The sequence below is a fragment of the Streptomyces sp. CB02056 genome, from assembly GCF_001905545.1.
Classification (GTDB): Bacteria; Actinomycetota; Actinomycetes; order Streptomycetales; family Streptomycetaceae; genus Kitasatospora.
Genome location: NZ_LIPD01000001.1, coordinates 766771 through 784874, shown reverse-complemented (window position 1 = coordinate 784874; position 18104 = coordinate 766771). Strand labels below are relative to the sequence as shown.

At 75.3% G+C, this 18104-nt stretch carries 12 protein-coding genes and 2 pseudogenes; 7 read left to right on the top strand and 7 right to left on the bottom strand.

Features of this window, described 5'->3' with window-relative positions:
* Positions 1-20 precede the first annotated feature (20 nt).
* The 3 genes and pseudogenes from AMK13_RS44475 to AMK13_RS43320 all read right to left on the bottom strand — a co-directional run.
* Positions 21-746, bottom strand: a pseudogene (locus tag AMK13_RS44475) (putative Ig domain-containing protein); the annotation flags it as partial.
* 204 nt (positions 747-950) lie between these two features.
* Positions 951-1388 (bottom strand): annotated as a pseudogene (locus tag AMK13_RS45710) (trypsin-like peptidase domain-containing protein); the annotation flags it as partial.
* Between the two features lie 422 nt (positions 1389-1810).
* Entirely contained in the window at positions 1811-2779 is a 969-nt protein-coding gene (locus AMK13_RS43320) for a hypothetical protein (RefSeq protein WP_158077662.1), read from the bottom strand.
* Positions 2780-2933: 154 nt separating this feature from the next.
* Between AMK13_RS43320 and AMK13_RS03450 the strand changes: the two genes are divergently transcribed.
* Both AMK13_RS03450 and AMK13_RS03445 read left to right on the top strand, forming a co-directional pair.
* On the top strand, positions 2934-4055 hold the full coding sequence (locus AMK13_RS03450) for an alpha/beta hydrolase (RefSeq protein WP_074001025.1): 1122 nt from the start codon (positions 2934-2936) through the stop codon (positions 4053-4055).
* 71 nt (positions 4056-4126) lie between these two features.
* Positions 4127-6529: a glycosyltransferase family 39 protein gene (locus tag AMK13_RS03445; RefSeq protein ID WP_074001024.1), complete on the top strand. Its 2403-nt coding sequence runs from the start codon at positions 4127-4129 to the stop codon at positions 6527-6529.
* Positions 6530-6635: 106 nt separating this feature from the next.
* On the opposite strand, the gene AMK13_RS03440 is transcribed toward AMK13_RS03445, so the two are convergent.
* The 3 genes from AMK13_RS03440 to moaA form a co-directional block, all read right to left on the bottom strand.
* On the bottom strand, positions 6636-8201 hold the full coding sequence (locus tag AMK13_RS03440) for an alpha/beta hydrolase (RefSeq protein WP_074001023.1): 1566 nt from the start codon (positions 8199-8201) through the stop codon (positions 6636-6638).
* A gap of 94 nt (positions 8202-8295) precedes the next feature.
* A complete protein-coding gene (locus AMK13_RS03435) occupies positions 8296-9069 on the bottom strand; it encodes an HNH endonuclease family protein (protein ID WP_074001022.1) in 774 nt (257 codons plus the stop codon).
* A 151-nt stretch (positions 9070-9220) separates the two neighbouring features.
* The gene (moaA, locus tag AMK13_RS03430; protein WP_079271783.1) at positions 9221-10306 is read right to left on the bottom strand and encodes a GTP 3',8-cyclase MoaA; all 1086 of its coding nucleotides are present in this window, start codon (positions 10304-10306) and stop codon (positions 9221-9223) included.
* 130 nt (positions 10307-10436) lie between these two features.
* Between moaA and AMK13_RS03425 the strand changes: the two genes are divergently transcribed.
* The 5 genes from AMK13_RS03425 to AMK13_RS03405 all read left to right on the top strand — a co-directional run bounded on the left by AMK13_RS03425 (position 10437) and on the right by AMK13_RS03405 (position 15615).
* Positions 10437-11054 (top strand): nucleotidyltransferase family protein, encoded by a 618-nt coding sequence (locus tag AMK13_RS03425; protein WP_074001021.1) that lies wholly within the window; start codon positions 10437-10439, stop codon positions 11052-11054.
* A 174-nt stretch (positions 11055-11228) separates the two neighbouring features.
* Positions 11229-12077, top strand: a complete 849-nt coding sequence (locus AMK13_RS03420) for a hypothetical protein (RefSeq protein WP_241852729.1) — start codon at positions 11229-11231, stop codon at positions 12075-12077.
* Positions 12078-12298: 221 nt separating this feature from the next.
* Positions 12299-13171: a hypothetical protein gene (locus AMK13_RS03415; RefSeq protein WP_049660965.1), complete on the top strand. Its 873-nt coding sequence runs from the start codon at positions 12299-12301 to the stop codon at positions 13169-13171.
* 163 nt (positions 13172-13334) lie between these two features.
* A complete protein-coding gene (locus AMK13_RS03410; protein ID WP_074001212.1) occupies positions 13335-14276 on the top strand; it encodes a (2Fe-2S)-binding protein in 942 nt (313 codons plus the stop codon).
* A 214-nt stretch (positions 14277-14490) separates the two neighbouring features.
* Positions 14491-15615, top strand: a complete 1125-nt coding sequence (locus AMK13_RS03405; protein WP_074001020.1) for a DUF2637 domain-containing protein — start codon at positions 14491-14493, stop codon at positions 15613-15615.
* Positions 15616-15661: 46 nt separating this feature from the next.
* Here the strand turns inward: AMK13_RS03405 and AMK13_RS03400 are convergent, their stop codons facing one another.
* The gene (locus AMK13_RS03400) at positions 15662-18070 is read right to left on the bottom strand and encodes a SpoIIE family protein phosphatase (protein WP_079271782.1); all 2409 of its coding nucleotides are present in this window, start codon (positions 18068-18070) and stop codon (positions 15662-15664) included.
* Positions 18071-18104 lie beyond the last annotated feature (34 nt).

Genomic DNA, 18104 nt, shown 5'->3' with positions numbered 1-18104 from the left:
CCGGCGCCCGGGCGTTGGCGTCAGCTGGTCTGGATGGAGGTGTCGTCGATCACGAAGCTGGTCTGGAGCGAGGCGTCCTCGGTCCCGGCGAACTTCACGGTGACCGACTGGCCCGCGTAGGCCGACAGGTCGAAGGTGCGCTGCTGGTAGCCGGCCGCGGCGTCCACGTTGGAGTAGGTCTTCAGCGCGGTGCCGTTCACCGACAGAGTCAGCTTGTCGTACGCGGTGGTGCCCGACTCGGCGGTGTCGATGTGCAGCCAGAAGCTCAGCGTCGCCTTGCAGCCGGCCGGGATGCTCACCGTCTGCGACAGCGAGTCCGAGTGGGTGGAGCCGTAGCCGTTCAGCCACGCCTTCCAGGAGCCGCTGTGGGCCGCCTGCGAGGCGCTGCTGTCCACCACGCCGCTCGACGTCGTCCACGGCGTGGCCGTGCCCGACTCGAAGCCCTCGTTGCCCAGCAGCTGGGCCGGGGTGCAGCCGCCACCACCGGTGGAGACGGCCCAGGTGAAGCTGGTGGAGGCCGACTTGCCGGCGGCGTCCGTCACGGTGACGGTGACGGTGGAGCTGCCCGCCGTGGAGACGGTGCCCGTGATCGCGCCGGTGGAGGCGTTGATCGACAGCCCGGCGGGCAGGCCGCTCGCGGCGTAGGACAGCGGGGCGGTGCCACCGGAGGCGTTGATCTGGAGGTTGACCGCGCCGCCGACGGCGGTGGACTGGTTGCCCGGGTTGGTCACCGAGACGGCGCTGCCGGCCGGCTTGGTGAGCAGGCAGCCGGCCACGTTGAGGTCGATGGCCCGGGTCGAGGAGTTCAGGCAGGTGGTGAACCAGTACGTCTCCTCACCGTAGCTCTGGCCCTTGTAGGCCTTGGTGGTGCCGTCGGCGGCCACCTCGCACGGGTTGTTGAGGGTGCACATGCCGCCATCGTCGTTGCCGGTGTTGTTGATGCCGACGATCCGGCCGCTGGCGGAGTCGACGATCGGCGAGCCGGAGGTGCCGTGCGTGGTGTTGCAGCCGGAGCTGTAGCGCAGCGAGTCGTGCCAGGTCCAGGCGTCCTCGCGCAGGGTCGGCACGAAGCCGTTGACGGAGCAGTTCCAGACCTGCTTCCAGTACGACGAGGGTATGTACATCGACGCGCCGTCGGTCGGGTGGGCGTCGCTGATCGTCAGCGCGGTGGCGCCGTACTTGGAGCTGATCGACCCGTAGGTGTCGGTGAGTTGGTAGAGGGCGACGTCGGTGCCGGTCATGGTCGCGTAGAGCAGCTTGTCGGCCTGGACGGTGCCCAGGCTGTTGCCCGCGCCGTCCAGCAGGGTGCCGCTGCGGCTGGCGGTGGTGTTCTGGATGACCTGGCCGGCCGAGGGCATGGTCGGCAGGCAGTGTCCGTTGGTGAGCATCAGCGCCCGGTCGCCGGCCGCCGAGGTGGGGTAACGGACCAGCGAGGCCGAGCAGTTGCTCAGGGCGATGGTGGACGTCAGGTCGGCCGCCTGGACGGCGTGCGCGGGGGCGGCGGCGAAGGCCAGCCCGCCCGCGACGACGGCACTCGTACCGGCCACCGCGACAAGTCTCTTGAACATGGCTCTCCTTGTGGGGGATCGCGGGGTGTACGACTGGTCGCCGACGCCCGCGCCGCATGAAAGTGCCATGGCCACTTCAAGAGGTCAAGGAGTGTGACCGAACTCGCCACTGCCCGGCACGAGCCGTGCCATCCGACGGCAACGACCCGTCCCGGTATGCCCGTTACGGGCCGGGGCAGTGGATACGGCTGCGGCTGCGGTCGCGGTCGCGGTCGCGGTCGCGGCTACGGCTACGGCTACGGCTACGGCTGCGGGAAGGCGTTCGGGTCCACGTCGTTGGTCTTGGCGTTGCCGTCGGCCACCGGCTGGAGGGTGATCTCCCAGGAGGTCGCGGTCCGGCCGGTCTCGAACGGGAAGGTGTCCTCGAACTTGGTGAACTGGCAGTTCTGGGTGAAGCCCTTGGCATCGGAGTCCCAGTCCGCACCGCCGGAGACATAGACCTCGTACGTCCCGTCCTCCACGCCGTCGACACTGGCGTGCTGCCCCTTGCCGACGAACACCGAGTGCACGGCCTTGCCGTTCAGCGCGAGCGACACCACGGCGTCCACCTTGCCGCCGTTCTCGACCTTGAACACGCCCTCGCCGCGCAGCTTCCCCTTGCGGACCATGGTGCCGTTGTCCAGCGCGCGGGACTGCTGCTGGGGCAGCGACGGGACGGCGAAGGTGGTCTGGTAGCCGGCCGCGGTCATCGTGACGAGGGCCGCCGACACCGCCGCCAGCCCCTGGGAGGCGCCCAGTTCGGCCTCGGCCGAGCTCAACGCGCAGACGTCGTGGAACTTGATGTCGCTGCGGACCTTGCCGGCGTCGGTGGCGAGCGAGGTCAGCGCCGCCACCAGTTCCTTCCGCGCCGCCGTCACCCCGGGCGGCTCGTCCGCCACGCTCAGGGACTTGGCGGCGCCCTGCGCGCTGGTGACGATGCCGCCGAGCACGGTGTCGAGGTCGCCCAGGTCCTTGGCGCCGGCCACCTGGGCGAGCGCGACGGTGACCGGGTCGACGCTCGCGCTGAGCACCGGGCCGTACGGCGCCCGGGTCGGGGTCGGCGTCGGCGTCGCGGTCGGCTTCGCCGAGACCCCCGTCCCCGCCGCCCCGGGCGCGGACGAGCCGCCCGCCGAACCACCGCCCCCGCCGCCGGAGCAGGCAGCCAGCACCAGCGCCGTGCCGACGGCCAGACCGGCCTTCCCCACGAACCCCTCGGACCCCGTGAACCTCATGCCCCACCCCCGGGTAGCCGGACCGCGCGCACACCGCGCAGCCGTGCGGTCACACATGGTCCCGAGCACGAACGACCCCGTCAACCCATTACCCGGCGGTCACCTCCGAGGGGCCCTCCGAGGCCGTCTCCGGAGGTCAACTACGATCGGGCCCGTGCTCAGTCTCACCGGACTCCCCCTCCAGATCATCGCCTCGCTCCTCGCGATCGCCGTCTTCGCCGCCACCATGTGGCTCTGGCCGCGGTTCGGCGGGAAGGGCTGGAAGGCGTGGCTGGGCCGGCTCGGGGCGTTCCTGGCCACCCAGGTGTCGGTGCTGGCCGCGATGGGCCTGATCGCCAACAGCTACTTCGGCTTCTACAGCTCCTGGACGGACCTGCTCGGCACCAGCGGCGGGCTCGGCACGGTGGTCGACCACCAGCCCAACGCCTCCGGGGTGGCCGTCACCGGCGAGCAGAAGTTCTACTCCGCGCAGGGCTCGGACCCGGAGCGCTCCGGCCTGATCCAGAAGGTCGACGTCAAAGGAGCCGGCAGCGGCCTGACCACCGAGGCGTACGTCTACCTGCCGCCGCAGTACTTCCAGCCGGACTACGCCAAGCAGCGCTTCCCGATGGCCCTGGTGCTCACCGGCTACCCGGGCACCCCGGAGAAGCTGATCTCGCTGATGCAGTACCCGGCATCCACGCTGAACGCGATCGAGCAGAAGAAGCTGCCGCCGACCGTCCTGGTGATGACCCGGCCCACCCTGGTCGGCGACCGGGACACCGAGTGCGTGGACGTGCCGAACGGCCCCCAGGTGGAGACCTTCTTCACCAGCGACCTGCCCAAGGCCCTCGCCACCACCTACCGGATCGGCACCGACCCGGCCAGCCGGGCGGTGATCGGCAACTCCACCGGCGGCTACTGCGCGCTCAAGTTCGCGCTGCGCAAGCCCGACGCCTACCGCTCGGCGGTCGCGCTCTCCGGCTACTACGACGCGGCCCACGACGCGACCACCGGCGACCTGTTCGGCGGCAACGACCGGCTGAAGCAGGAGAACGACCTGCTGTGGCGGCTGAAGAACCAGCCGCCCGCCCCGGTCAACCTGCTGCTGACCACCGCGTACGACGAGAACAACTACGACGAGACCAAGGCCATGATCGCGGCCTTCAAGGCCCCCACCACGATGTCCTCCATCACCCTGGACACCGCCGGCCACAACTTCCACACCTGGACCAGGGAGATCCCCCCGGCCCTGGAGTGGCTGGGCAAGCACCTCGCCGTACCGCCATCCGCCTGACGTTCCAGATCACACGCGCCTCACACTCCCGTCTCACGGTTCTCTCAGGCACGCCACCGACGGTATGGCGCATGACCACGAGCAGCTACTCCCCTCCGGCCGGCGAACCGTGGCCCGAGGCCGCGCACTACCCGCCGCCGGAGGTGCCGCGGCCGGACCCGGTCCGGCCGGACCCGGCGCCGCTCTTCCCCGAACAGCCCCTGCCGCCCGCCGGCCCCAAGGGGTTCGCCAGCTGGCCCGACCGGCTGCGCACCCTCCCCGCCCGCGCCTGGCGCGGGCGCGCTGACGACCCTCGCTGGGTGCGCCCGGCCCTGCTGGCGCTGCTGGCCGCGACCGCCGTCCTCTACCTGTGGGGCCTGAGCGCCTCCGGCTGGGCCAACTCCTTCTACTCGGCCGCCGTGCAGGCCGGCTCGCAGAGCTGGAAGGCCTTCTTCTTCGGCTCCTCGGACGCGGCGAACTTCATCACCGTCGACAAGCCCCCGGCCTCGCTGTGGCCGATGGCGCTCTCGGCGCGGATCTTCGGCCTCTCCTCCTGGTCGGTGCTGGCCCCGCAGGCGCTGATGGGCGCGGCCACCGTCGGCGTGCTGTACGCGACGGTGCGCCGGCGCTTCTCCCCGCTCGGCGGCCTGCTGGCGGGCGCCGCGCTGGCGCTCACCCCGGTCGCGGCGCTGATGTTCCGCTTCAACAACCCGGACGCGCTGCTGGTGCTGCTGCTGACGCTGGCCGCGTACGGGATGGTCCGGGCCGTCGAGGCGGCGGGCACCCGGTGGCTGGTGTTCACCGGGGTGATGTTCGGCCTCGCCTTCCTCACCAAGACCCTGGCGGCCTTCCTGGTGCTGCCCGCCTTCGCGGTGATCTACCTGGTGGTGGCGCCCACCGGCCTCTGGCGGCGGGTGCGGCAGACCCTGCTCGCGGGCGTGGCACTGCTGGTCTCGGGCGGCTGGTGGGTGGCGGTCGTCGAGCTGATGCCCGCCTCGGCCCGCCCGTACATCGGCGGCTCGCAGGACAACAGCTTCCTCTCGCTCACCTTCGGCTACAACGGCCTCGGCCGGGTCGACGGCAACGAGCGCGGCAGCGTGGGCGGCGGCGCCCGGATGCCGGCCGGGGTCGACCTGCCGGGCGGCGCGGCGCCCGGCGGCCGCGGCTGGGGGCAGACCGGCCTGACCCGGATGTTCGGCACCGACATCGGCGGGCAGATCGCCTGGCTGCTGCCGGCCGCGCTGATCCTGCTGCTGGCCGGTCTCTGGGCGACCCGCCGCTACGGCCGCGCCGACACCGCCCGCGCGGCCTTCCTGGTCTGGGGCGGCTGGCTGCTCTCCACCGCGCTGGTCTTCAGCTTCATGTCCGGGATCTTCCACCAGTACTACACGGTGGCGCTGGCCCCGGCCGTCGCGGCGCTGGTCGGCATGGGAGTGGACGGGCTGTGGCGGGCCCGGCACCGGGTGCCCTGGGCGCTGGTGCTGGCCGGGACGCTCGCGGTGACGGCGGTCTGGGCGTTCGTGCTGCTCGGCCGCAGCTCCGGCTTCCTGCCGTGGCTTCGCTGGGCGGTGCTGGTGGGCGGACTGCTCGCGGCGGCCGCGCTGGCGGCCGGGCCGTTCGTCGGGCGGGTCTCCGGCCGGACCGGCGCGCGGATCGCCTCGGTGGCGGGCCTGGTGGGCCTGGCGGCGGCGCTCGGCGGTCCGGCCGCGTACGCGGTGGACACCGTGGACTCCCCGCACACCGGCTCGATCGTGACCGCCGGGCCGGGCGTGAAGGGCGGGTCCGGGCCGGGCGGCATGGGGCACCGGGGCGGCAAGGGCTTCCCGGGCGGCACCGGCAACGGCAACGGGCACTGGTTCGGCCAGGGCGGCCCGGGTGCTCCGGGTGGCCAGGGGGGCTTCGCGGGCGGTCAGGGCTTCGCGCCCGGGCAGGGCTTCCCGGGCGGCGGCACCGGCAACGGCGGCGACCGCGCCAACGGCCGCCACGAGCGCGGCACCGGCGGCGGCACCGGCCTCCCCGGCACCCAGGACCCCGAGGGCACCGGCACCGACGGCACGAACAGCACCGGCGGCACGGCCGGCGGCCCGCCCCCCGGCGGCATGGGCGGCCTGCTCGACGGCCCCAAGGTGACCGACGAGGTCGCCGCCATGCTCAAGGAGAACGCCGACCACTACACCTGGGCGGCCGCCGCGATCGGCTCGCAGACCGCGGCCGGCTACCAACTCGCCACCGGCGAACCGGTGATGGCCCTCGGCGGCTTCAACGGCACCGACCCCTCGCTGACCCTGGCCGGCTTCCAGAAGTACGTCCAGGAGGGCAAGGTGCACTGGTTCATCGGTGCGGGCGGCTCCCGCCGCGGCTTCGGCGGCGGCGCGGGCGGCGAGGGCGGGCAGCAGAGCGAGTCCGCCCAGATCGAGTCCTGGGTGACCGCCCACTTCACCGCGAAGACCATCGGCTCGACCACCTTCTACGACCTGACGGCCCCCACCTCCTGACCGGGGGGGCCGCGACCCCGGAGGGGGCGTGCCGCGCGAAAGTGGCACGCCCCCTCCGCGCTGTCCCCGGCCGACCCCCGCCGAGCTCATCCGGACCCTGGCGCCCTCAGTCCGACCCGCAATGGGTGCCCGCCGCCGGCAGCCGCCCGTCCACCAGGAACGCCGTCACGGCCGCCCGGACGCAGCCGCTCTTGTCGTACGCGGTGTGCCCGTCGCCCTCCCTGGTGAGCAGCACGCCGTGCTCCAGCCCGGCGGAGAGCCGCTCGGCCCAGGCGTACGGGGTGACCGGGTCGGCGGTGGAGCCGATCACCAGGAGCGGGGCGCTGCCCGGCGCCCGGACCGGTCGCGGCGGCTCGGCCGGACGGTACGGCCAGGGGCGGCAGTCCGCTTCGAGCAGGGTGCCGACCGGGTCGTGCCCGCTGGTCAGCGGGGCGCGGGCGGCGAGTTCGGCGAGGGCCGGGCGCAGTTCCGCCTCGGTGGGCGGCGGCGGGCCGTCCGCGCAGGAGATGGCGGCGAAGGCGTCGGCCGGGGTCCGGTAGCGGCCGTCCTCGCCCCGGCCGTCGGCGCCGTCGGCGAGGGCGAGCAGGCCGTCGGCGTCGCCCCGGGTGACGGCCGGTTCGAGGGCCTCGCGCAGCCGGGGCCAGGAGCGGCGGCCGTCGGAGAGCACGTCCAGGGCGGCGACCCAGCCGAGCGCGGCGGTGAGGGTCCGGCCGTCGGCGGCGCGCAGCGGGTGGTCGCGCAGGCCGTCGAGGAAGCGGGCGAGGCGCTGCGGGGCGGCGGCCGGGTCGGCGCCGAGCGGGCAGGCCGGCCCGTCCTCGGTGGCGCAGGCGGCGGCGAAGGCCCGGAGCCCGGTCTCGGCGGCGACGGCGGCTTCGATGCCGAGCCGCGCCGCGGGGGCGCTGTGGTCGACGGCGCCGTCGAGGACGAGCCGGCCGGTGCGCTCGGGGAACTCCTCGGCGTAGCGGGCGCCGAGGTGGGTGCCGTAGGAGAAGCCGAGGAAGTCCAGCCGGCGTTCGCCGAGGGCGCCGCGCAGCACGTCGAGGTCGCGGGCGGTGTCGCGGGTGCCGAGGTGCGGGAGCAGGTCGGCGTACCGGGCGCGGCAGGCCTCGGCGAGGATCCGGGCGTGGTCGTAGGCCGGGTCGTCGGTGGCGTTCCACTGGTCGCGGGTGCGGTCGTCCAGGCAGTGGACGGGGGTGGTGTCGCCGGCGCCGCGCGGGTCGAAGCCGACCAGGTCGTACCGGTCGTGCAGCGGCCCCTGGTAGCTCTGCCAGCCCCAACGGACCATGTCGACACCGGAGTTGCCGGGGCCGCCGGGGTTGAGCAGCAGGGCGCCGAGCCGCCGCTTCGGGTCGGCGGCGGGCACCTTGGCGAGGGCGACGTCGACGGTGCGGCCGCCCGGGTCGGCGTAGTCCAGCGGGACCTTGAGGGTGGCGCACCGCACGGCGGCCGCGTCCTGGTCGCCGTCGTCCTCGCCGGGGCAGTTCCGCCAGTCGATCCGCTGGTCGTAGAGCGCGCGCAGGGCGGGGGCCGCGGTGGCGGCGACCCGTTCGTCCAGCGGCGGGCGGACGGCCGGGCGGGCGGCGCCCGTGCAGCCGCTCGACAGGGCGAGGGCGAGGGCGGCGGCGAGGGCGGGCACGGCGCGCCCGGCCGACCGGGGGAGCGGGGAGATCATCGGGGCCACCGCCCACGAATACCACCCGGCCCGCGCCCGGCCGTCACCGGGGGCACACCGCGCCCGCCCTTCGACGGCGGGGATTGACGTTTCGTCAGCCGCCGCACAGCTGGAGCATGGTCTTCTTGTCGGCCTCGGTGACGGGCAGCTGGTACTTCAGCGAGACCTGGGCGAAGCGCACCGCGTAGGAGCAGCGGATCTCGGTGTTGGCGGGCAGCCAGGAGGCCGGGCCGGAGTCGCCCTTGGAGGCGTTCTGCGAGCCGTCGGCGGGGATCAGGTTCAGCGGGTCGTTGGCGATCTGGACGCGCTTGGCCTTGTCCCACTTGCTGGCGCCCATCTGCCAGTCGTAGGAGAGCGGCATCACGTGGTCGATCTGGATCTTGGAGGCCTGCTGCTTGGTCCACTGGACGCTCTTGCCGGTGTACGGGTCCCAGATGGTCATCGCGGTGACCGTGCAGTCCGAGCCGTCCTTGTGCTCGACGGCGGTGCCGTCGCGGGCCAGCAGGTCGTTGCGGGTGTCGCACTTGTTGCCGCCGAACGGGACGCCCTCGACGTTGTCCGTCCAGGCGGGGCCGAACTCGTTGCGGTCGTAGCCGTCCTTGGTGCCGACGGCGGCGGTGGTGACCTTGGCGATGACGTCCCGGCCGGCCTTCTGCTCCTCGGGGGTGGCCAGCGGCGCCAGGCCGGGCTTGGTGCCGTCCGGGTTCTGCAGCGGGCTGGTGCCGGTGGCCCCGGCGGCGGCGGTGCCGCCGTTGGCCTTGGGGCCGGTCGACTTGTGGTCGCGGCCGCCGATCAGCCAGCCGACCAGCGCGAGCGCGCATATCAGGAACACGGTGGCGGCGGACAGGGTGGAGCGGCGGGCGGGCACGGGGAACTCCGGAGGTCAGGGGCGGGTTGACGGCAAGCCAGCAGACCAGCCGCCCGGGGGCAGGTCAAGCCGACGCCACGCGATCCCGCCGAGCATGTCGAAGCTCACACCCGCTCACCCCCTGGTCCGGGCCCCAGCCCCGGCCGCGCCGTCAGCCGCCGATGGCGGACATCGGGCGGTCGGGCCGGACGAACTCCGCGCTGCCGACGGCGTGTCCGGGCCCCTTGCCCGCCACCGCGGCCCGCCAGGCCGCCTCGATCGCCGCGTCGTCCGCCCCGCCGCGCAGCAGCGCCCGCAGGTCCGACTCCTCCGTCGCGAACAGACAGGCGCGCAGCTGCCCGTCCGCCGTCAGCCGCACCCGGTCGCAGCCGCCGCAGAACGGCCGGGTGACGGAGGCGATCACGCCGACGACCGCGTCCGTACCGGCGATCCGCCACTCCTCCGCCGGGGCGTTGCCGGACCGGCCGACGGGGACGAGGTCGAACCGCTCCCCCAGCGCCGCCAGGACCTCCGCCGCCGTCACCATCGCCGAACGGTCCCACGCCCCTTGCGCGTCCAGCGGCATGGACTCGATGAACCGCATCCGGTACCCGTGCCCGACGGCGAACTCCACCAGCTCCACGATCTCGTCGTCGTTGACCCCGCGCACCGGCACCGCGTTCACCTTCACCGGCCCCAGCCCGACCGCCCTCGCCGCCGCCAGCCCCGCGAGCACGTCACCGATGCGGTCCCGCCGGGTGATCGCGGCGAAGCGCTCCGGACGCAGCGTGTCCAGGCTGACGTTCACCCGCCCCAGCCCCGCCGCCGCCAGCCCGGCCGCCGCGCGCGCCAGCCCGATCCCGTTCGTGGTCAACGACAACTCGGCCCCCAGCGGGGCGATCCGCCCGACCAGCCCCGCCAACCCCCGCCGCAGCAACGGCTCCCCGCCCGTCAGCCGGACCGACCGCACCCCCAGCCGCTCCACCGCGATCCGCACCAGCCGGACCACCTCGTCGTCCCCCAGCAGCCCGGCGCGCCCCAGCCAGGGCAGCCCCTCCGCCGGCATGCAGTAGGTGCAGCGCAGGTTGCAGCGGTCGGTCAGCGAGACCCGCAGATCGGTGTGGACCCGGCCGAAGCGGTCCACCAGCGGGGGCGGGGCGGGGTCGCGGGCCTCGGTGTCGTGCGGTCGCGTGTCGTACGGAGGCGCGGTGCGCGGGGCGGGGCTGTGCGGGGCGGTGTTGTACGGGGCGGTGTTCATCGGCCCAGTACAGGCGGGCCGGGCCCGCCCCGGCCAGCGGCCGAACCGCCGGTGCGCGGCCGCCGCGCACCGCCTCCGCTTGTGGCTTCCCACAATGCGCGCCCCGGCCCCGACCGGGCAGGCTGGCCCCATGCAGACAGCGCCGACACCCGCCGGACCGGGCCCGGTCGCCGCCCTGGTCCTCGCCGCCGGCGGCGGGCGGCGCCTCGGCGGGCGGCCCAAGGCGCTGCTCCGGTACCGGGGCCGGCCGCTGGTGGAGCACGCGGTGGCGGTGGTCCGGGCCGGCGGCTGCACGGAGGTCACGGTCGTGCTGGGCGCGGCGGGCGAACGGGTCCGGGCCACCGCGCACCTGCCGGGCTGCCGACTGGTCGGCAACCCGGACTGGGCGCAGGGCATGGGCTCCTCGCTGCGGGCCGGCCTGGCCGCGCTGCCGCCGCACGCCTCGGCGGCACTGGTGATGCTGGTGGACACCCCCGGCGTCACCCCGGCCGCGGTGGCCCGGCTGCTGGCCGCCCACCGGGCGGGCGCCGAACTGGCCGCGGCGGCCTACCAGGGGCGGCGCGGACACCCGGTGCTGATCGGCGCCCGGCACTTCGCCGAGGCGGCGGCGGGCGCCCTCGGCGACGCCGGGGCCCGCGCCCTGCTGGCGGCGCACGCGGCGGAGCTCGTCCTGGTCGAGTGCGCCGACGTCGCCGCCCCGGACGACCTCGACACCCCCGCCGACCTGGCCCGCTGGTCCGCCGGCTGAACGTCCCGGTCCGCCGCGCCGGGCATCCCCCTCCGGAAGGATTCCTTCCCTACCCGAGCAGGCAGGATCCCCTGATCCGTCCCTGAGGATTGCCCCATTCCGCGTCCTGCGCCGGACATTTCGGGGAGCATGGGAGACGTCCCACCCACCCGACACCGACGGACGGAGCCCGCGATGGCCGGACTGCCCGACGACTTCACCGGACACGACCCCGCTCGGACGGGGCCCGGCGGTGGCGCCCGGGCGATCCGCTGCCCCGCCTGCCGCCGCGAGCACCTCTACGAACCGCCCTCCCTCCCCTGTCCGTGCGGGGCCTCGCTCAAGGTGCCGCTGCTGCGCGGCGGAGTGCCGGTGCAGGTGCGCTTCCGGTCCTGGGAGGACTCCTGGCTGAGCATGCGCTGCCCGCACTGCGGCCGCTCCGACCAGTGGCCGCAGCCCGAGTTCACCTGCAACTGCGGCGCCACCGTCCGGCTGCCGGTGGACCGCGCCACCCGCCTGGGCACCGGCACCGCCGCCCCGCTCGCCGCCCCCGGCCCGCAGGCCGCCCGCCCGCTCCCGGCCCACCCGGCGAACGCCCCCGCCCCGGCCCCGCCCGCACCGTCCCCGACCGGCCGCTCCCGCCCGTTCCGCCACCGCGCGCCGTTCCGCCCGCACCCGGTGCGCACCTCGCAGGACGCGGTGTTCACCGCCGCCCGCTACCTGGAGTGGCTCGGCTTCGACGACCTGGAGCTCACCGAGTCCCAGGAGCGCGACGGGGTCACCCTGCTGGGCGGCCGGATGGTCGCCCAGGTGGACACCTGGACCGAGCCCGCCGACGTGAAGTCGGTCGAGTGCCTCTGGCTCCAGACCCTGCACGCCGAGGAGATGGCCGCCGCGATGTTCACCCTCGCGGGCTATTCGCACCAGGCCACCGTGCGCGGCGAACAGCTGCTGGTGGCCCTGTTCAGCCTGGACCTGGCGGGCGTGCCGCAGCCCGCGAACGGCGCCGCCGAGGCCCTGATGGAGACCGGCTGGACCTCCTGACCCACCGGGCGGCCCCGCCGGGCCGCCCCACCGGCCCCCTCCGGCCCCTTTCCCTCGCGCACCCCTAGATCATTTCTCTTCCAAAAGCAACAACCTTCGCTCGTGATCTGGTGCACAAGCTCACCCCCGTGTTGAATTGCCGCCACAGCGCGGGCCTTTCGCCCTGTCGTCGCCATGCGTGCGGGTCGTGGCGACAGGGCCTCAGGGGCAGGTCCGTGCCCATGCCGGATGGCGCACACAAGGAGGTGGCGTTGTCGGAGCACGGATGGGACCCGAGCAACCCGGAGGGGCGGGGGCGGGCGGCAGCGGAGGAGCCGGGTGACACCGTGTGGCGGCTGAGGTCCCGGGGGTGCTGGCAGGAGGCCGCCGAACTACTGCGACCGACCGCCGAGCACGACCCGGACGCGGCCCTGGGGCGGGCCGAACTCCTCATCGAGCAGTGCCTGTTCACCGCCGCGAACTGGACCCAGGCGGAACAGGCGCTGCGCCTGGCGGAGGCCCTGGCCTCCGGCACCGAGCAGCGCGCGGCCGCCGCCTGCGCCCGCGGCTTCCTCGCGTACGTGGCGAGCGTCCTCGGCCCGCGCGACCGGCTGGACGAGGCACAGGCGGCGCTCGGCCGCACCTCGGCCCTGCTGCCGCCGGACGCCCCGGGCCGCCCGCTGCTGGACTTCCGGCGCGGACTGGTCGCCGAGAACCTGCTGCGCGACCGCAGCGCCGCCTGGATCGCCTACCGGCGGGCGCACGAGGGCGCCGGCGAGCGCGGGGACGAACTGCTGCGCTCGTACACCTGGCGGCACCTGGCCGCGCTGGCGCTCTCGCGCGGGGAGCGCGGGAACGCCCGGGAGGGCTTCGACGCCTCCCTGCGGCTGCGCGAGCAACTCGGCTTCACGGTGGGGGTGGCGCCGGCGCTCGCGGCGCTCGCCGAGGTGTCCGAGCCGCCCGAGGCCGCGCGGCTGCGGGCCGAGGCGACCCGACTGGTGGACGCCCTGGGCGGCGTGCCGGTCTGGCTCGCGCGCCAGCTGAACGCCCTCCGCACAACCGGTGCTCCCCCGGACGGGCGCATCACCAGCGAGACCGGGGGGACGATCAGCTAAGGTGAGGCTAACCTGGCTGGGGGGAGCAGTACCCCGGCCAGGTCGCCTTGCCGTTCCCCGGGCACCGCCATGCCCCGGTCCGGCCGCGTCCGGCGCCGCCACCACCCGGCCGGGCACCGCCGGGCGGACCATGGGCGCCCCGGTCGACCCGATGGGGCCGTCCATGACCGCGAGCAGCACCCGGCCCGGCCCCAGGCCGCGCGTCCCCCGCGCCACCGGGGCGCGCACCCCCGCCCCCACCGCCCCGGGCGCCCCCTCGTACCACCGGCTGTCCGGGCTCACCCCCGTCCTGACGGTGCGCTGCGCCCCGCCCCGGCGCGGCGGCGGCTGGCTGCCCGTCGCCGACCTCGCCGCCCGCCCCGAGGCGGTGCGCGAGCTGATCGCCCACGACGCCCGGCAGGGCCTCGCCCGCTACGGGCAGCCGCTGCGCCCGGACGTCGCGGCCGGCTTCGGGCTGCACCGCTTCGTCTGGCCGGTCTCGCTGCTGTTCACGCTGCCGTGGTTCCTGGAGCGGCGCGTCCCGCTGCTCAGCCTCGGGGACGTCGCGCTGCGCCGGCGCCCCGACGCGGTCGAACTGACCGTCCGCCCGGCGGAGTTCGCCTGCCTTCCGGACGACCCGGCGGCCGGGTCGGGGGCGGGTTCGAAGCCCGGGACGGCCGTCGGCCCGGAGTGGGCCCGGACGGTGCCGGACGAGGCGGCGCTGGCCGCCACCCTGCGGTCCGCGCTGGGCGCCTTCCTGGCCCCGGTGCTCACCGCCTTCGGCCCGGAGGCGCGGCGCGGGCCCCGGGTGCTGTGGGCGATGGCCACCGACGCGGTGGTGGAGGGGCTCTGCTACGCGGGCGGGCTGCTCGGGGAGCGGGAGCGGGCGCGCGCCGAACTGTCCGCGCTGCTGGCGCCCGGCGGGCCCCCCGACCCCGCGCGCACGCCCGGCGCGGGCGACCGCCCCGCTCCGGCCCCCTTCATCCCGGGCGCCGGATTCACGCCCCCGGCGCCCGGGGGCGGCGGCGCTCCGGCCCTGGAGCGCTCCCGGGCCAGCTGCTGCCTCGTCTACACCGCCGATCCGAAGGGCATGTGCGGCGGCTGTCCGCGCGTCACGCGGCGTTGACGAAAACCTGTCCGATATCAGGTCCGAAAAGCCCGCGATTCCGGGAAAAGCCCGCTTCATATTCGCATGACAATGCGATGGCAACCGGGTCAGAAATCCCTCTCCTCAGCGCATTGACGGCGAATCGGCCATTTCCTCGCCGCGCGTCCGCCATGATGGTCCCCGCCGTCACGACGCAGAAAAGCGACGCAGGAAAGCGAGGCTGGTTTCGGCGATGAAATTGTCCGACATACCGCTCGGATGGGCGATCACCGTGGTCGTGGGGCTGCTGGTCAGCGCACTCCTGGTGGCCCTGCTCCGCAGCCGGGGGTCCGCCTCCTCCACCGCCGGCACGGATTCCTGGGAGCGCTCCGAGGAACGGCGCCGCCGCAAGGAATCCCTGTACGGCGGCGCCTCCTACACCCTGTTGTTCTGCTGCGCGGGCGTCGCGGCCGCCCTCTCCTTCCACGGCCTGGTCGGCTTCGGCGTGCAGAACCTGGGCCTGTCCGGCGGCTGGGAGTACCTCGTCCCGTTCGGCCTGGACGGCGCCGCGATGTTCTGCTCGGTGCTCGCCGTCCGCGAGGCCAGCCACGGCGACGCCGCGCTCGGCTCCCGGCTGCTGGTCTGGCTCTTCGCCGGCGCCTCGGCCTGGTTCAACTGGGTGCACGCCCCGCGCGGCCTGACCCACGCCGGCGCCCCGCAGTTCTTCTCCGGCATGTCCCTCTCCGCGGCGATCCTGTTCGACCGGGCGCTCAAGCAGACCCGCCGGGCCGCGCTGCGCGAGCAAGGCCTGGTGCCGCGCCCGCTGCCGCAGATCCGCATCGTCCGCTGGCTGCGCGCCCCGCGCGAGACCTACGCGGCCTGGTCGCTGATGCTGCTGGAGAACGTCCGCAGCCTGGACGAGGCGGTCGAGGAGGTGCGCGACGACAAGCGGGAGCGCGCCGACGAGAAGCAGCGCCGCAAGCTGGCCGGGCGCCGGGAACGGGCCGAGATCCGGGCGATCAACCGCTCCCACAGCGCCTGGCGGCGCGGTGGCGGCACGGCGCGGCGGCTGGGGTCCGGCGCGGAGCCCGCGACGGCCGCCGCGACGGACCGCCCCGGGGTGGAACGCGTCTCGACGGAGCGGGTGTCGACGGAGCGGGTGCCGGCTGAGCGCGTCGGGGCCGAGCGTCCCGAGGTGGAGCGCCCCGCCGGTCCGCGCGAGGTGGAACCGGCCGAGGGCACGGTCGTCCAGCCGGGCCTGCCGGCCCGTCCGGAGCGGCGCACCATCGACCTCACCCTGGAGGAGGACACCGTCACGCTGCCCCGGCTGGACGAGATGGAACGCAAACTGAAGGACCTGGAGCAGCAGTTCGGCTGACCGCTCCCCCGTCGACGCCCCGGGAGCCCAGGCCCCGGGCCGGCGCTCAGGCCGCCGACGTCCCGCTGAGCTCGAACCACATCCGCTTGCCGGAGCCGCGCGGCTCCACGCCCCAGGAGTCCGCGAGTGCCTCGACCAGCATCAGACCCCGCCCGGAGGAGGCCTGCTCCCCCGGCGTCCGGCGGGTCGGCCAGAGGTCCGACTCGTCCTCCACCTCGACCCGCAGCCGGGCCCGGCCACCGTCCGCCTCCGGCTCCCGGTAGAGCCGGGCGGTGAACATGGCGTCCCGGTCGGTGTGCCGGATGGCGTTGGTGACCAGCTCGGAGGAGAGCAGCTCGGCGGTGTCGATGAACTCGGCCACGCCCCAGCGGCGCAGCGCGTCGCGCAGCTCGGCCCGGACCTCGGCGACCCGCGCCAGGTCGGCCTGGCCGATCCGGCGGCGCAGCTGCTGGGCGGCCAGCCCGCCGGCCGGGCCGTCCCAGCGCAGGAGCAGCAGCGCTATGTCGTCCTCGCGCTCGCTGGAGTCGGCGGCCTGGGAGGCGATCCGCTCAGCCAGCTCCTCCAGCGGGTCGCGGGCGGCCTGCCCGGCGTCCGGCAGCGGGCGGGCGAGCGCCCGGGCGAGCCGGGCGATGCCCTCGTCCAGGTCCATGCCGCGCGCCTCGACCAGGCCGTCGGTGCAGAGCAGCACGGTCTCGCCCGGGTCCAGGCTGAACCGGGTGACCCGGTACTCCTGGTCCGGGTCGATGCCCAGCGGCAGCCCGCCGGCCACCGGCACCACGGCGGCGGTGCCGTCCGCGCGGCGCACCAGCGGGTCGAGGTGACCGGCCCGGACGGCGTAGACCACGCCGTAGTCCACGTTGACCTCGGCGTAGGTGCAGGTCGCGAAGTGGTCGGTGTCGAGGTCGGCGAGGAAGCGGGAGGCGCGGGCCATCACGGCGGCGGGCGGGTGGCCCTCGGCCGCGTAGGCGCGCAGCGCGATCCGCAGCTGGCCCATGATCCCGGCGGCGTGCACGTCGTGGCCCTGGACGTCGCCGATCACCAGGCCGACGTGTCCGCCGGGCAGCGGCACCACGTCGTACCAGTCGCCGCCGATCTGGAGGCCGGAGCCGGCCGCGATGTAGCGCACGGCGGTGGTCACGCCCGGGACGGACGGGACGGTGCGCGGCAGCATCACCCGCTGGAGGCCGGCCGCGAGCTCGTGCTCGGCGTCGTGCAGCCGGGCCCGGGCCAGCGACTGGGCGACCAGCCCGCCCAGGGTGGTCAGCAGGGTGCGCTCGTCGGCGTCCAGCTCGCGCTCGTCGTCGAAGCTGACCACGCAGACGCCGATCGCCCGGCCGCTGGCCACCAGCGGCAGGTACGCCCAGGAGCCCCGGCCGGTGCGGCTGGTCTGCTCCCACACCTCGGGGTAGCCGTCGCGGAAGTCCTCGCGGGTCGAGACGAAGACCGGCGCGCGGTGGCGCAGCGCCTCGGCGGCCGGGTGGCCGGGCGGCAGCACGGTGCGGTCCCAGACCGCCAGCGAGTCGGAGCGGTAGCCGGAGGCGCCGAGGATCTGCGCCCGTCCGGCCTCGAAGGAGGCCAGTACCAGGCCGTCCGGCGGCAGTCCGGGCAGCGGCAGTTCGGTGAACACCCGGGCCACGTCACGCACGGTGACGGCTTCGGAGAGGGCGCGCGCCGCCTCCTTGATGAACCGGGAGCGCTCCTCGCGCAGCAGGGCCATCCGGTCGGCGTGGTCCCGCTTGTGCAGCTCGACGGTGGCGTCCCAGACGAAGCCGACCATCCGGGAGGCCCGGCCGAAGGCGTCGGCGAGCACCCGGCCGCGGAAGCGCACCGCGCGCATGCCGCCGTTCGCCCCGACCGTCCGGTAGTAGGCGCCGCACTGGCCCAGCTCGGACACCGCGCGCTCGACCCGGCGGCGCACCACGGGCGCGTCCTCGGGGTGCAGCATGGCCAGGAAGGAGGCGGCCGTGCGGTCGAAGCGGCTCTGCCCCAGGGCGTCCAGTCCGACGATCGCACAGGCCCGCTGGTCGCCCTCCAGGACGTCGCGGCGGATGTCCCAGTCGAAGGAGCCGATGCCGTTGGCCGCCATCGCGGGCTCCAGCCAGTCCGGCATGGTGTCCGCGGAGGACGGCGGCAGGCCGCCCGACAGCACGGGCGCCAGCCGGGCGGCGGCGAGGCTCGGGGACGGGCGCACCGCGGAGCCGCGGCGCGAGGACTGGGCGGGCGGCCGGGCCCGGCCCGTCCCGGTGGTGGTGGGGCCGGCGGCGGGCTGCCCGGAGGTGCGCGGCTCCGGGGCGCCCGGCTGCTCGGCGACACGCGGCTCGACGGCTCTCGGCCGGGCGGTGCGCGGCTCCACGGTCCTCGGCTCTACGGCTCGCGGCGCCACCGTCCGCGGCTCGACGACGGGCGCCGCGCCGGGAGGAAGCGCCGGCCCCGGCGACTCGGGCTCAGTGGGCATGCTGCTCCTGCCGCTGCCGTGGCGGACCGCGCCG